We start from the raw sequence: 13507 nt of genomic DNA, 5'->3' as shown, positions 1-13507 counted from the left end.
AGGTGGGGGACAGGGTGCGGAGTGCGTTGCTCGTGGCCGGCACGACGTCGGACGCGGGGAAGAGCGTCCTGACCGCAGGCCTGTGCCGGTGGCTCACCCGGCGCGGTGTGCGGACGGCTCCGTTCAAGGCGCAGAACATGTCCAACAACTCGGTCGTGACGCGGGACGGCGGCGAGATCGGCCGGGCGCAGGCGTTGCAGGCCGCCGCGTGCGGGCTGGAGCCGAGCGTGCGGTTCAACCCGGTGCTGCTCAAGCCGGGCGGTGACCGGAGCTCGCAGGTCGTGGTGCTGGGCAGGGCGGTGGGCGAGGTGTCCGCGTTGTCCTACCGCGAGCGCAAGGCCGAGCTGTTCACCACCGTCCTGGCCACCTTGGACGGCCTGCGGGACGACTTCGAGGTGGTCGTCTGCGAGGGCGCGGGGTCGCCCGCCGAGATCAACCTGAGGGCGAACGACATCGCGAACATGGGGCTGGCGCGGGCGGCCGACCTGCCGGTGCTCGTGGTCGGCGACATCGACCGCGGCGGGGTGTTCGCGCACCTCTTCGGCACGCTGGCCCTGCTCGACCCGGCGGACCAGGCGCTGGTCTGCGGGTTCGTGGTGAACAAGTTCCGCGGCGACCCGGCGTTGCTCGAACCCGGCCTGCGGCAGCTCACCGCGCTGACCGGACGTCCCGTGCTCGGCGTGCTGCCGTGGCGGGAGGACCTGTGGCTGGACGCGGAGGACTCGCTGTCCTACGCGGCGGACGGCGTGATCGGCCGGCCGGAGCCGCCGCGCGGCGACCAATGGCTGCGGGTGGCCGTGGTGCGCCTGCCCCGGATCTCCAACGCCACCGACGTGGAGGCGTTGGCGTGCGAGCCCGGTGTGTCGGTGCGGTTCGTCACCGAGCCGTCCCGGTTGGCCGACGCGGACCTCGTCGTCGTGCCCGGCTCCAAGGCCACCGTCGAGGACCTGCGCTGGCTGCGCGCCACCGGCCTGGCCGACGCGATCACCGCGCACGACGGTCCGGTGCTCGGCATCTGCGGCGGGTTCCAGATGCTCGGGCGGACCATCGAGGACGCGGTCGAGTCCCGCGCGGGCGCCGCGGCCGGGCTGGGCCTGCTCGACGTGGACGTGCGGTTCGATCCCGACAAGACCTTGCAACAGCCGCACGGCGACGCGTTGGGCGAGCCCGTGACGGGCTACGAGATCCACCACGGCGTGGTCACCCGCAACGCCGAGCAGGGCCTGGTCACCCTGTCCGACGGCACGCCGGAAGGCGCGCTGCGCGGCCGGGTCGCGGGCACGCACTGGCACGGGCTGCTGGAGAACGACGCGTTCCGCCGCGCGTTCCTGCGCTGGGCCGCCGGCCACGCGGGCCGCGACGGCTTCACCCCCGCGCCGGACGTCGACTTCGCCGGACGGCGGAGCGCGCAGCTCGACCTTCTCGGCGACCTGGTCGCGGACCACCTCGACACCGACGCGGTGTGGGGGTTGCTGGAGAAGGGCGCTCCGCCGGGACTCCCGGTCATCCCGCCCGCCGGCGCTCCGCCGGTCGACTGACGGCGTCCTGACCGGAGGACGAGGTGCGGCTCATCGGACCGCCACCGGGACCTCGGCCACCGGCGCGTCGACCCGCGGCTCACGCCGTTTCACGGTGGCCGCGGCCATGCCCACGACCACCAGGGCGGCGGCGCCGAGGCGGACCGGGGTGATGACCTCGTCCAGCAGGAGCCAGCCGGACAGCATCCCCGCCACCGGCACCAGCAGCGCGAACGGCACGACCGCGCTCGCCTCGTAGGTCCGCAGCAGCAGGTTCCACAGCCCGAAGCCGAGCAGCGTCGACACCCAGGCGATGAACAGGATCGAGCCCACGCCCGTCCAGCTCAGCCCCCGCAACGCCGCGAGGTCCGCCGTCGGCCCCTCGAACACCAGCGACAGCGCGAACAGCGGCAGCACGGCCACCGCGCTGACCCACACGATGAAGTTGAGCGGGTCCGGCGGCCGGGCGTAGCGGGTGGCCACGTTCGCCAGCCCCCACGCCCCCGCACCCAGCACCACCAGCAGGAACGCCGAGATCGGGCTGCTCACGCCGTAGTCGAACGCGATCACCACGATCCCCGTCGCCGCCACTCCCATCCCGAGCAGCTGCACCGGACGCGGCCGTTCGCGCAGCAGCACGGCCGCGAACAGCACGGTGAAGAACACCTGGCTCTGCAGCACCAGGGACGACAACCCGGCGGGCATCCCGGCGGCCATGCCCACGAACAGCAGTCCGAACTTCGCCACGCCCAGCGCCAGCGCGACCGCGACGACCCACTTCCACGCCACCTTCGGCCGGCCGACGAACCACAGCGCGGGCACGGCGGCGGCCAGGAACCGCAGCCCGGTGAAGAACAGCGGCGGAAAATCGCGCAGGCCGACCTTGATGACGACGAAGTTGACCCCCCAGACGGTGGCGACGAGCACCGCGATCGCGACGTGGCGTGGTTTCACGTCCCCGAGTCTCAGTGCCGAGATCGTTTAGCACTAGCGACGAGTTCTGAAGATTTCAGTTTAGAATTGCTACATGTTGGATCTCGGGCGCCTCCGCGCCCTCCACGCGGTCGCGCGGCACGGCTCGGTGGGCGCGGCGGCGACGGCGTTGGGCTACACGCCCTCGGCGGTGTCCCAGCAGATCGCCAAGCTGGAACGCGAGACCCGCACCACGCTGCTGGAACGCCGTGGGCGCGGTGTCGTGCTGACCGACGCGGCCCATCTCCTGGCCGCCACCGCCCACGAGGTGCTGGCGCTGGTCGAGCACGCCGAGGTGGCGTTGGAGGAGCAGCGCGGTGAGGCGGTCGGCGAGCTGCGCGTCGGCGCGTTCGCCACCGCCACCCGGGGCCTGATGCCCGCGACGCTCGTCCGGCTGGCCGACCACCACCCGCAGCTCGACGTGCGGCTGGTCGAGCTGGACCCGCCGGACTGCCTGGAGCTGGTGGCGCGCGGCGAGCTGGACCTGGCCGTCACGCACGACTGGGTCAACGCGCCGCTGGCCGTGCCGGAACCGGTGTCCCGGGTGCGGCTGGGGGAGGACGTGGCGGACGTGCTGCTGCCCGTCGGCCACCCGTTGGCGCACCGGGACTCGGTCGTGCCGGACGACCTGGCCGCTGAACGGTGGATCTGCCAGCCGGAGGGCACGATCTGCCACGACTGGCTGGTGAACACGTTCCGCGGGGCGGGCATGGAACCCGACCTGGCGTACCGGATCGCCGAGTACGAGACGCAGCTCGCGTTGCTGGCCAAGGGGATCGGCGTGGCCCTGCTGCCCAGGCTCGGTCGCGGCGAGCTGCCGGACTCGGTGCGCGCGGTGCCGTTCCGGCCGACGCCGACCCGCCGGGTGTTCGCGGTGTGGCGGACGCAGGCGACCCGCCGTCCCGCCGTGACGGCCACCCTCACCGCGCTGCAAGCCTGTTGGGACCTGCGCGAGACGGCGTGAGGCCTCAGTCCGCGTGACGGCGTGGCGTCTCAGTCCGCGTGGCGCTCCGTGTGGCGCTCCAGCAGGTCCTCCAGGAAGGCGCCCGCTTCGGCGGCGGCACGGGCCGGGTCGCGGTGGCGCACGGCGTCGAGCAGGCCCGTGTGGGACACGTGGTCGTCCTCGTGGTCGGTGTCCACGGTGGCCGTGATGCTGGCCCGGACCGCCTCGGTGAGCCCCTGGTACAACTCGGCCAGCAGGGTGTTGTGCGAGCACTGGACGAGCATCACGTGGAACGCGGCGTCCCGTTCGACCAGTCGGCTCCAGTCCTTGCCGGCCAGCGCCTCGTCCCGTTCGGCGAGGAGCGCTTCGAGCCTGAGCAGTTCCTCGTCGGTGCGGTGGGACGCGGCGAGCCGTGCGCCCTCGACCTCCAGCGTGCGGCGGACCTGGAGGACCTCGCGCAGCTCGGTGCCGCACATCCGGCGGACCGCGCCGGACAGCTCACTGGTCGCGCGGACGAACGTGCCGTCGCCCTGGCGGACTTCGAGCAGCCCGGCGTGGGACAGCGCGCGCACCGCCTCCCGCACGGTGTTGCGGCCCACGCCCAGGGCGGTCACCAGCTCCGGTTCGGGTGGGATCCGGCGGCCGACCGGCCATTCACCGGCGGCGATCGCACCGCGCATCTGGTCGATCACCTGGTCGACGAGCCCTGCCCGCCGAGTAGTGGCCAACGGCACAGCATCATCCTTTCATCCGGACATCCCATGTCTGAGAGAATAGCCGGGTGGCGATCCAGCAGATCCGGTCAGACCGGTCACCTTCGACTGACCACAGTGCCACTGATCGTGGTCCCGCCGCGACGACCGAGGCCCATCGTGGCGGTACCGCGACCGGTGTGGCGCACCGGGACCGCCAAGTTGCCCTGGTCGGCAGCACCTTGTTGGCGATCGGCGTAGCGCTGGCCGCCGCCAACCTCCGCCCTGCCGTCACGAGCCTCGCCTCGGTGCTGGGCGACGTGCGCGTGTCCCTGGGCGTCTCGACGGCGTGGACGAGCCTGCTGACGGCCGTGCCCACGGTGTGCTTCGGGTTCGCGGCGTTCCTCGCGCCGTGGATGGGCCGGCGTTTGGGCATGGCGCGCGCTGTCGCGTTGTCGTTGCTCGTGTTGACGGTCGGCTTGGTGCTGCGGGTCGTGGACGGGCCGGCGGCGGTGCTCGGCGGCACGTTCATCGCGTGCGCGGGCATCGCGGTGTGCAACGTGCTGATCCCGGTGGTCGTGAAGGAGTCGTTCCCCGGTCGGGTCGGTCTGGTGACCGGTGTCTACACCGCCGCCCTGGCTGCCGGCGCCGCCCTCGGCGCCGCGTTCACGCCGGGCCTGGAGTCCGCTCTCGGGTCGTGGCGACTGGCCGTGGGCGCCTGGGCGTTCCTGTCCCTGGCGGCGCTGGTGCTGTGGCTGGCCGCCGCGCGGCACGGCTTCACCGCCCGACCGGTCGCGCACCGTCCCGTCGCCGTCCGGTCGCTGTTCCGCAGTCCTCTGGCGTGGGTGATCACGGTGTTCTTCGGCCTGCAGTCGCTGCTCGCCTACACGGTGATGGGCTGGCTGCCGCAGATCCTCGGTGACGCGGGCGTGGACCGCACGACCGCCGGCCTGCTGCTCGCGGTCACGATGGTGCTCGGTGTGCCGGTGAGCCTGATCGTCCCGCCGCTGGCCGCACGACGTGCGAGCCAGTCGGGCCTGGTGCTGGTCCTCGGTGTGCCGGCGATGCTCGGCGTCCTCGGCCTGGCCTTCGCACCGGCCGCCGCGCCTGGCCTCTGGGTCGTGCTGATCGGCCTGGGGATGGGCATGTTCCCGCTGGCGCTGGTGATGATCTCGCTGCGCACGACGTCCGGCGCCGACACCGCCCGGCTGTCCGCGATGGCGCAGAGCATCGGCTACCTGATCTCGGCCACCGGACCGTTCGCGTTCGGGGTCCTGCGCGGCGCGACGGGCACCTGGACCCTGTCGATGCTCGTCCTCGCGGGCCTGCTGGCCGCCCTGACCGCCCTCGGCTGGATCGCCGGCCGCCCGCGCACGGTGTAGGTGATAACGCCTCGTCTTCCGACAGCGATGTGTCGGTTACGGACATGTACGGGAGCTCCGGCCGCACGAGGGGTACGGCCGGGGCTCCCGTCGACTCCGCGGCTCAGTCGTTCAGCGGCAGGTTGAGCAGGGCGTTCTCGATCACCTCGGGCATGGCCGGGTGGATCCAGTACTGGCCGCGCGCCACAGTCCTCGCGTCCAGGCCGAAGCTCATCGCCTGGATCACCGGCTGGATGACGCTCGACGCCTGCGGGCCGATGACGTGCGCGCCCAGGATGAGCCCGGTGTCCGGGTCGGCCAGGACCTTCGCGAAACCCGTGTCGTCCTCCATCGCCCAGCCGTACGCGATGGACGCGTAGGCCTGCGACGCCGCCACGTACCGCACACCGCGCTCGACGGCCTGCTCCTCGGTCAACCCGATCGACGCCACCTGGGGTGACGAGAAGACCGCGGCGGGCACGAAGCGGTGGTCCGAGGCGATCGGCGCGTCCGGGTGCAGCAGGTTGTGCTGCACGACCCGCGCCTCGTGGTTGGCCACGTGCTTGAGCTGGTACTCGGAGCTGATGTCACCCATCGCGTAGACGCCCTCGACCGACGTGCGCTGGTACTCGTCCACGGCGATCCGGCCGTCCGGGCGCACGTCCACCCCGGTCGCGGCCAGGTCGAGCAGGTCCGAGTTCGGCGTCCGGCCGACCGCGACGAGCAGTTCCTCGGACTCCACGACCTCGGCGCCGTTCGGACCCTCCAGGTGCAGCCGGACCACGCCGTCCACCCGCTCGGCCCGCACCGCCTTGCGCTTCAGCCGCACGTCCCACTTCCCGGACGCCACCTGCGTGAACCGGGTGGCGACCTCGCGGTCCTCGTGCCGCAGCACCAGGTCGGACCGGGCGATCACGGTCACCGCCACCCCGAACGACGAGAACACGTGCGCGAACTCGGCCGCCACGAACCCGCTGCCCAGGATGGTGATCCGGGCGGGCAGGGCGTCGAGGCGCATGATCGTGTCGCTGGTGTGGTAGCCGACCGAGTCGAGGTCCGCCACGTCCGGCACGCTCGGGCGGCTGCCCGCGGCCAGCACGAACCGGTCCCCGGTGATCACCTCGCCGGTGCCGGTGTCCAGGGTCTTGGGGCCGGTGAACCGCGCGGTGCCCGCGTACACGGTGACGTTCGCGTTCTCCTCGGCCCGCCAGCGGCGCCCGCCTTCGGAGATGGGGTCGATGCGCCCGAAGATCCGATCGCGCACGTCGGTCCAGCGGACGCCGTCGAGGTGCGCGTCCACGCCGAGCCGCGCGCCCGAAGCGGGTGCGGCGGCGACGTCGGCGGTGTGCACGAACATCTTGGTGGGGATGCACCCGACGTTCAGGCACGTGCCGCCGAACACGCCTTTCTCGACGATCGCGATGTTCCAGCCGGCGAACCGCTCGTCCGCGATGGAGTTGCCGGAACCGGTGCCGATGATGACCAGGTCGAAGTGCCTCACGTCGTGCTGCAACCCACGACGTGAGGCGATCATTCCCGATCCGCCGGCAGCAGCTTCAGTGCGCGTACGTCGGGACCAGGACGGCGCGGGCCAGCGTGTGGAACGCCAGGTTGAAACCGACTACCGCCGGTGACGAGTCGCTGTCCACCTCCAGCTCCTCCACGTCCACCGCGTGCACCACGAAGCAGTACCGGTGCACCTGGTCGCCGGGCGGCGGCGCGGCGCCCCCGTAGGCCCGCACGCCGAAGTCGTTGCGGACGTGGAACGCGCCGTCGGGCAGGGTGTCGTCCGAGGCGCCCGCGCCGGTCTCCAACGACGTCACCGACGCCGGGATGTTCACCGCGACCCAGTGCCAGAACCCGGACGGGATCGGGGCGTCGGGGTCGAAGCAGGTCACCACGAAGCTCTTGGTCCCGTCCGGGAACCCGTTCCAGCTCAGCTGGGGCGAGGTGTTGCCGCCCTCGAACACGTGCGCTTCCGGCAGGGCCTGGCCGTCGGCCACGTCGGTCGAGTCGACCGCGAACGACGCCACCTGCGGAAGCAGCGAGTACGGGTCGGGAGCGGTGGGGCGCTCAAGGCTCATCAAGTCCTCCACTCGTGATCTCGCTGGACCCGGAGGACCCTATCTGCGGCACAGTGGTGCCGCAGGGGGAGGCGCAGGGGAAGTCGCAGGGCAACCCGAGTGGTCGTCGTGGCGTCCCATGTCCCGTGAGCGTCCCTGATCGGGCGACATCGCGCACGTGAGGGGAAGACGGATGAGACGCATGGGCGTGGCGGTCGCGGCCGCGGTCGTCGCGGTGGCGTGCGCACCACAGCCGGAGGCGCAGCCGCCGGCGACGACCACGACCACGACGGCGACGGCGACCACCACCACGACCACAACGCCCCCGACGGCCTTGCCGGGTCCGGGCGGCACCGCGGTCCCCGTCTTCCCCCGTCCGTACGCCTTCGGGACACCGCAACAGCCCGTGCCGCCGACCACCGACGGCCTGGTGCCGGTGGTCCGCCGGATCGAGACCGACCGGCCGTACGTGTTCATCACCATCGACGACGGGGCGGTCCGGCACCCCGCCGCGCTGGAGCTGATGCGCAAGAGCGGCGTCGAACCCACGCTGTTCCTCAACTCCAAGCACGTCGAAGGCCACACCGACTACTTCAAGGCCTTCCAGGGGGCCGCACGGGTCCACGCGCACACCTCGACCCACCCCGACCTCACCGGCACCCCGTACGACTTCCAGCGCCAGGAGATCTGCGGCAACGCCGACCTCCTGCGGGCGCGGCTGGGTGCGCAGCCGACGCTGTTCCGCCCGCCGTTCGGGAACTTCGACCACACCACCCGCCGGGCCGCGGCCGACTGCGGGTTCACCGCGCTGGTCATGTGGACGGCGGCGGTCAACGACGGTGTCGTGCAGTTCCAGGCGGGCGGGCGGCTGAACGCCGGCGACATCGTGCTCATGCACTTCCGGCACACGTTCGTGGAGGACTTCCTGGCCTTCCTCGAACGCTGCAAGCTCGACGGCGTCACCCCGGTCGTGCTGGAGGACTTCCTGGCCGACCCCGACGCGACCGCGTGACACCTCCCCGGACGCGACACCTCCCCCGACGTGACGCCTCCCCGGACCGCCTTGCCACGGCGTGAAGTCGTGGTGAACGTCCGGTGCCCACCCGATCCGCGGGCGGTCCGCCGATCGAGAATTCGGTGTGCAGGTGCTGAGATCCGCGTTGGACTTCCTCGGTGGACCGGGCCCGGTGCTGCTCGCGATCGGCTTGCTGTTCGCGGCACCGGTCATCGACCGGCTCTTCGTGCGCCGCAAGCGGCTCGGGTTCCGCGTGCTCTACAACTCCAAGATCGGTCTCGGGCCGGACCAGCTGCACGACGGCACCGATCCGAACTCGCCGCAGTTGCGCGAGCTGGTGCGGGTGCTGGACCGGATGAGCATCGTGGTGGTCCGGATCCGCAACACGGGCACCTACGACATCGACGGCGAGGACTTCGCCAAGCCGCTGACGTTCACCTTCGGCGACCGGATCGTGTGGAACGCCAGGGTGTCCGAGGCCGGGTCGGACGAGCTGAAGGACGAGGTCCGGCGCAGCCTCCAGTTCTTCGGCACCGATGCCGACCCCCGGGAACCCGGCTCGAAGGAACCGGCTTCCGCGCGGGCGTCACTGCCGACGGTGCGGGCGCGGATGGCGCAGGCGGTGGCCCGGTGGGGTGGGCTGGCGGTGGCCGCGGACCCGCCGGGCGAGCCGGTGTGGCACGGCGTGCGGCTGGAGAACCTGACGTTGCGGCGCAAGCAGAAGTTCAAGCTGCTGGTGGTGCTGCGCGAGCCGGACGGCAACCGGACGGGCGAGCTGGGCAAGGACGTGAAGGTCGTCGGCGACCTCGCCGGCGCGGGCATCGTGCACGACGAGCGCCCGGAACGGCGGCTCACCCTGCCTCGGCTGACCGGTGGCCTCGCCGCGCTGCTCGCGGCCGTCCTGGTGCTGGTGCTGGCGTGGCCGTTGGACTCGACCGACGCGACGGTGGCGTGCGCGTCGGGCACGCTGCGGGTGGAGGGGTCGAGCGTGTTCATGCCGACCATGGCCGCCATCGCCGACCAGTACGAGCAGGCGTGCCCCGACGCGACCGTCACCACGTCCGCGACCGGCAGCATCCAGGGCGTGCGCGACGTCGTCGGCGGCAAGGAGCGCACGGTGGCGCTGTCGGACGGCAAGCAGGACGTCGAGGGCGTGTTCACGCAGCAGCTCGCGATCGTGGTGTACCACGTGGTCGTGCACAGCTCGGTCGGGCTGGACACCGTCACGGTGGACCAGCTGCGCGGCATCTACGCGGGCGCCTACACGGACTGGAGCCAGTTGCGCGGAGGTGCGCCGCTGCCCATCCGGATCGTCGGCCGGGGCGGCGAGTCGGGGACGCGGGAGCTGTTCGAGCGCCGGGTACTGGGCACGAGCGAGAGCGCGTTGTCCTCCAACGACTGCCGCGCGAAGGACCGCGCGCCGGACGCGCCGGTGATCCGGTGCGAGCGCGACGAGAACGCCGACGTGGTGCGGGAGATCGGGTCGGTGGAGGGCGCGATCGGGTACGCCGACGCGCCGTCCGTGGCGGAGGCGCGCAAGACGAACGCGCTGACCGCGTTGTCGTTGGACGGCAAGGTGTTCGACGCGGCGGTGGGCGTGGAGGCGGGCTACCCGTTCTGGACGGTGGAGTACCTGTACGCGCGGTCGGAGCCGGCGGCGGACTCGTTGGCCGGTCGCTTCCTCGCGTACGTGCGCGAGCACGACGGCGCGCGCGTGCGGATGAAGGACGCCGGGTACCTGCCGTGCCTGACGGCCGACGGCGCGCCGCTGGACCTGTGCAACCTGCGCTAGCGGGGCAGGCGCACGGTGATCTGGAAGCCCCGGGTGCCTTCGTGGGTGACGACGGCCTCGCACAGCGCCTGCCCGGTGCGGGCCCGCCACTCCTCCACGGCGTGGCCGTAGCGGCGGCCCATCGCGTGCGTGAGGCGACCGACCGGCCGCCCGTTCACCAGCACTTCGAGGGTGGTCTCGCCCTGGTGCGCGCCCCTGGCGATCACGCACTCCCGGAGTTCGGCGACGACGTTCCGGGGCGGCGTGGGCGCCAGCAGGGCCAGCACGTCCTGGTACCGCTCCTCGCCGGTCACGGTGACCGAGTGCTCCGCCGGCAACGTCCTGGGTCCGGCCGCCGCCGCGACGGGGGTCGGCTCGGCCGCTTTCGCCTTGTGCCGCTTGACCAGGACGAAAGCCACCACCACGACCAGGATCGAGCCCAGGACGAACCCGCCGGGCCCCAGGGCGATGGTGAGGATCAGCCCCACGACACCGGCCGCCAGGACGGCGGCTTCCGGGGGCGCTCCGGCGCGCTGCGGCTTCATCTCGTTGTTCCCTGCGGTCCGGCGGCTCATGGTCCCCCTGTCGCCCGGCCGGACCGATCCGTTTCCGACGTCGCCCGATCGGCCCAACGGCAGAGCCCTCGGCCGGCACGTGGTCGTCCGAGGGCTCCGCCCGCGGACGTCAGGCGGCCACGGCGGCGGTCGCCTCGGCCGGTTCCAACGCCAGCTCCAGCACCTCGCGCACGTCGCCGACCAGGTGCACGGTCAGCTCCGCCAGCACCGACGCCGGCACCTCGTCCAGGTCGGGCTCGTTGCGCCGCGGCAGCAGCACGGTCGTGATGCCCGCCCGGTGCGCGGCCAGCAGCTTCTGCTTGACCCCGCCGATCGGCAGGACCCGCCCGGTCAGCGACACCTCGCCGGTCATCGCCACGTCCGCCCGCACGGGACGCCCGGACAGCAGCGACGCCAACGCCGTCGTCATGGTCACGCCCGCCGACGGCCCGTCCTTCGGCACCGCGCCCGCCGGCACGTGGATGTGCACGCCGCGCTCCGCCAACGCCTCGGCGCGGTCGTCGTTGGACCGCAGGTACGACAACGCGATCTGCGCCGACTCCTTCATCACGTCACCGAGCTGGCCGGTCAGCGTGACGCCGGCCGCCCCCGTGCCCGACGAGGCCAGCGACGCCTCCACGAACAGCACGTCACCGCCCGCGCCGGTGACCGCCAGGCCCGTCGCCACGCCCGGCACCGACGTCCGCTCGGCCGATTCGGGCGTGTGCTTGGGCGAGCCCAGGTAGCCGCGCAGGTCCGGCACGTCCACCGTCACCGGCAACTCGGCCTCGCCCAGCGCGACCCGCGCCGTCACCTTCCGCAGGACCCGTGCCAGCGAGCGCTCCAACTGCCGCACGCCCGCCTCCCGCGTGTACTCGCCCGCCAGCTTCCGCAACGACTCCTCGGTCACCGTGACGTCGTCGGAGGTGAGGCCCGCCCGTTCGACCTGGCGCGGCAGCAGGTGGTCGCGGCCGATGACGACCTTCTCGTCCTCGGTGTACCCGTCCAGCCGGACCAGTTCCATCCGGTCCAGCAGCGGGCCGGGGATGGACTCCAGCACGTTGGCCGTGGCCAGGAACACCACGTCCGACAGGTCCAGCTCGACCTCCAGGTAGTGGTCGCGGAACGTGTGGTTCTGCGCCGGGTCGAGCACCTCCAGCAGCGCCGCGGTCGGGTCGCCCCGGTAGTCCGCGCCGACCTTGTCGATCTCGTCCAGCAGCACCACCGGGTTCATCGAACCGGCCTCGGAGATGGCCCGCACGATCCGGCCGGGCAGCGCGCCGACGTACGTGCGCCGGTGGCCGCGGATCTCCGCCTCGTCCCGCACACCGCCCAGCGCGACCCGGACGAACTCGCGGCCCATGGCCCGCGCGACCGACTCGCCGAGCGACGTCTTGCCCACGCCGGGCGGCCCGACCAGCGCGAGCACCGCGCCGGAACGCCGTCCGCCCACGACACCGAGGCCCCGGTCGGCCCGCCGGCGCCGCACCGCCAGGTACTCGGTGATGCGCTCCTTCACGTCGTCCAGGCCGGCGTGGTCGGCGTCCAGCACGGCCCGCGCGCCCGCGATGTCGTACGACTCCTCGGTGCGCTCGTTCCACGGCAGCTCCAGCACCGTGTCCAGCCACGTCCTGATCCAGCCGACCTCGGGCGACTGCTCGGACGTCCGCTCCAGCTTGTCGACCTCGGCCAGCGCCGCCTTGCGCACGTTCTCCGGCAGGTCCGCGCCCTCGACCCGGGCCCGGTAGTCCTGCTCCTCGGTGGCGGGCTTGCCGTCCAGCTCGGCCAGCTCCTTGCGGATCGCGGCCAGCTGCCGGCGCAGCAGGAACTCCCGCTGCTGGTTCTCCACACCCTCCTTGACGTCCTTGCGGATCGTCTCGGCCACGTCCAGCTCGGTCAGGTACTCGCGGCCCCACTCCAGCAGCTTCTCCAGCCGCTGCGTGACGTCGCTGGTCTCCAGCAGCCAGATTTTCCGGTCCTCGCCCAGGTACGAGGCGTACCCGGCGAGGTCGGCCAGCGCGGACGGGTCGTCCACCTGCTGCACCGAGTCGACCACCTGCCACGCGCCGCGCTGCTGGAGGATCGTGGTGACCAGCGCCCGGTACTCGCGGGCCAGCTCACGGGTGTGGTCGTCCGCCGGCGGCTCGTCCGCCACCGTCGCCTCCACCCACAGCGCCGCGCCCGGCCCGGTCGTGCCGGTGCCGATGCGGACCCGCTCCGTGCCGCGCACCACGGCCGCGCGCTCGCCGCCGGACAGCCGGCCGACCTGCTCGATCACGGCCAGCGTGCCGACCTTCGCGTACTTGCCGTCGAGCCGGGGCACCAGCAGCACCTGCGACCGACCGCCCGGGGTCCCACCTCCGGCCGCCTCACCGGCGGCCGTCGCGGCCTCGATCGCGGCGCGGGCCTCGGCGGTGGCGTCCGAGCCGCTGAGGCGGATCGGCACGACCATGCCCGGCAGCACGACCACGTCGTCCAGCGGCAGCACCGGCAGCGCCAACGTCTCGCCCATGATCCCTCCAAAGTTGAGTCTGCTTGGCTCAACCAAGGTGAGCGCGGGATTGTTTCCGGATGGTGTTCGCCCTGAGCGAGCACCCCCGTTCCGTTTCGGCCCCGTGC

General features: G+C 72.5%; 11 protein-coding genes. 5 read left to right on the top strand and 6 right to left on the bottom strand.

Annotated elements, in window-relative coordinates:
- Positions 1-14: 14 nt before the first annotated feature.
- Entirely contained in the window at positions 15-1538 is a 1524-nt protein-coding gene (locus ACRAKI_RS29655) for a cobyric acid synthase (protein WP_447003782.1), read from the top strand.
- Between the two features lie 30 nt (positions 1539-1568).
- Here the strand turns inward: ACRAKI_RS29655 and ACRAKI_RS29650 are convergent, their stop codons facing one another.
- Positions 1569-2471 carry an EamA family transporter gene (locus ACRAKI_RS29650; protein WP_447003781.1) on the bottom strand — a complete coding sequence of 301 codons (903 nt, stop codon included), beginning with the start codon at positions 2469-2471 and terminating at the stop codon, positions 1569-1571.
- Between the two features lie 73 nt (positions 2472-2544).
- Here ACRAKI_RS29650 and ACRAKI_RS29645 point away from each other — a divergent pair, with 73 nt between their 5' ends.
- Complete coding sequence (locus tag ACRAKI_RS29645; RefSeq protein WP_447003780.1) at positions 2545-3453, top strand: LysR family transcriptional regulator; 909 nt, start codon at positions 2545-2547, stop codon at positions 3451-3453.
- Positions 3454-3482: 29 nt separating this feature from the next.
- Here ACRAKI_RS29645 and ACRAKI_RS29640 read toward each other — a convergent pair whose 3' ends face one another.
- Entirely contained in the window at positions 3483-4166 is a 684-nt protein-coding gene (locus tag ACRAKI_RS29640; RefSeq protein ID WP_447003779.1) for a FadR/GntR family transcriptional regulator, read from the bottom strand.
- 158 nt (positions 4167-4324) lie between these two features.
- On the opposite strand from ACRAKI_RS29640, the gene ACRAKI_RS29635 reads away from it, so the two are divergent.
- Positions 4325-5506 (top strand): MFS transporter, encoded by a 1182-nt coding sequence (locus tag ACRAKI_RS29635; protein ID WP_447003778.1) that lies wholly within the window; start codon positions 4325-4327, stop codon positions 5504-5506.
- 103 nt (positions 5507-5609) lie between these two features.
- On the opposite strand, the gene ACRAKI_RS29630 is transcribed toward ACRAKI_RS29635, so the two are convergent.
- The gene (locus ACRAKI_RS29630) at positions 5610-6986 is read right to left on the bottom strand and encodes a mycothione reductase (RefSeq protein WP_447008557.1); all 1377 of its coding nucleotides are present in this window, start codon (positions 6984-6986) and stop codon (positions 5610-5612) included.
- 55 nt (positions 6987-7041) lie between these two features.
- Positions 7042-7569: a YbhB/YbcL family Raf kinase inhibitor-like protein gene (locus ACRAKI_RS29625; protein WP_447003777.1), complete on the bottom strand. Its 528-nt coding sequence runs from the start codon at positions 7567-7569 to the stop codon at positions 7042-7044.
- 172 nt (positions 7570-7741) lie between these two features.
- On the opposite strand from ACRAKI_RS29625, the gene ACRAKI_RS29620 reads away from it, so the two are divergent.
- The gene (locus ACRAKI_RS29620; RefSeq protein ID WP_447003776.1) at positions 7742-8560 is read left to right on the top strand and encodes a polysaccharide deacetylase family protein; all 819 of its coding nucleotides are present in this window, start codon (positions 7742-7744) and stop codon (positions 8558-8560) included.
- Positions 8561-8693: 133 nt separating this feature from the next.
- A complete protein-coding gene (locus ACRAKI_RS29615) occupies positions 8694-10355 on the top strand; it encodes a PstS family phosphate ABC transporter substrate-binding protein (RefSeq protein ID WP_447003775.1) in 1662 nt (553 codons plus the stop codon).
- On the opposite strand, the gene ACRAKI_RS29610 is transcribed toward ACRAKI_RS29615, so the two are convergent.
- Both ACRAKI_RS29610 and lon read right to left on the bottom strand, forming a co-directional pair.
- Positions 10352-10879 (bottom strand): hypothetical protein, encoded by a 528-nt coding sequence (locus tag ACRAKI_RS29610; RefSeq protein ID WP_447003774.1) that lies wholly within the window; start codon positions 10877-10879, stop codon positions 10352-10354. The genes ACRAKI_RS29615 and ACRAKI_RS29610 overlap by 4 nt on opposite strands.
- Positions 10880-11018: 139 nt before the next feature.
- Positions 11019-13400: an endopeptidase La gene (lon, locus tag ACRAKI_RS29605; RefSeq protein WP_447003773.1), complete on the bottom strand. Its 2382-nt coding sequence runs from the start codon at positions 13398-13400 to the stop codon at positions 11019-11021.
- Between the last annotated feature and the right edge of the window lie 107 nt (positions 13401-13507).

The sequence above is a fragment of the Saccharothrix isguenensis genome (assembly GCF_052936305.1).
This window is presented reverse-complemented; position numbering and strand designations above follow the sequence as displayed.

What these genes read in the sequence shown, in the direction of transcription:
- ACRAKI_RS29645 (WP_447003780.1), top strand. Translation starts at nt 2,545, where the DNA reads ATGTTGGATCTCGGGCGCCTCCGCGCCCTCCACGCGGTCGCGCGGCAC.
- ACRAKI_RS29625 (WP_447003777.1), bottom strand. Translation starts at nt 7,569, where the DNA reads ATGAGCCTTGAGCGCCCCACCGCTCCCGACCCGTACTCGCTGCTTCCG.
- ACRAKI_RS29610 (WP_447003774.1), bottom strand. Translation starts at nt 10,879, where the DNA reads ATGAAGCCGCAGCGCGCCGGAGCGCCCCCGGAAGCCGCCGTCCTGGCG.
- ACRAKI_RS29620 (WP_447003776.1), top strand. Translation starts at nt 7,742, where the DNA reads ATGAGACGCATGGGCGTGGCGGTCGCGGCCGCGGTCGTCGCGGTGGCG.
- lon (WP_447003773.1), bottom strand. Translation starts at nt 13,400, where the DNA reads ATGGGCGAGACGTTGGCGCTGCCGGTGCTGCCGCTGGACGACGTGGTC.